The sequence below is a fragment of the Campylobacter sp. MIT 99-7217 genome (assembly GCF_006864365.1).
Classification (GTDB): domain Bacteria; phylum Campylobacterota; class Campylobacteria; order Campylobacterales; family Campylobacteraceae; genus Campylobacter_D.
This window is the reverse complement of the sequence record NZ_QHLJ01000028.1, coordinates 1-656: the sequence shown is the minus strand read 5'-3', so window position 1 is coordinate 656 and position 656 is coordinate 1. Positions and strand designations below refer to the sequence as shown.

General features: G+C 34.1%; 1 pseudogene. It reads left to right on the top strand.

Annotated features, from left to right (window positions below):
• Positions 1 to 12 precede the first annotated feature (12 nt).
• A pseudogene (locus tag DMB92_RS09075) lies at positions 13 to 656 on the top strand (hypothetical protein); the annotation flags it as partial.

The following is a 656-nucleotide window of genomic DNA, read 5'->3' as shown; positions in this document are numbered from 1 at the left end:
GCAAAGGATTATTTGGTTGAAAAAAACACGGCTAATCTTTTCAGTGAAACAAGCAAAGCCGTAAGTGATATAAATAATTATGATTTTATCAAATACGCCCTTTTGCAAGGAGAGCCAAGCAACCTTGCCCCTAAGCTTATAAGCGAGCTTGAAAAATTAGAAGAATTTAGCAAAGCTTTAAAAAAAAATGATGGCCCAAAGGCTTTGAAAAGCGATTTGCTTGATAAAACAAAACCCTTAAGAAAGGCAGAACAAGAGGAGCTAACAAAGGAGCTTCTAGATGAAGCTATCAAAACAAATTCAAAGCTTTATTTAGATGATTTTGAAAATGAAGCTTTGATCAAAGAACTTGGCTTAAAAAAAGGTGTGAAAATAACCTTGCAAGGCGATAAAATAGCCCATGCTTTAAATAGACATGGAGTAAATTCAAATTTAGCTAAAAATGGACAAACGCCCTTAAGCAAGGAAGATATTATAAATCATAGCGACATAGTAAAAAATGCGGATATTTATGCTATCACAGAGGGCAAAGACGGAGGCGAGGTTTTAATCAGTGCAAAGCAAATTAACGGACATTTTGCAGTGGTTGAAAGTATAAGCACTAAGGATAACGAGCTTAAATTTAAAACAGCCTTTAAAGAAAATGGAAAATTAAG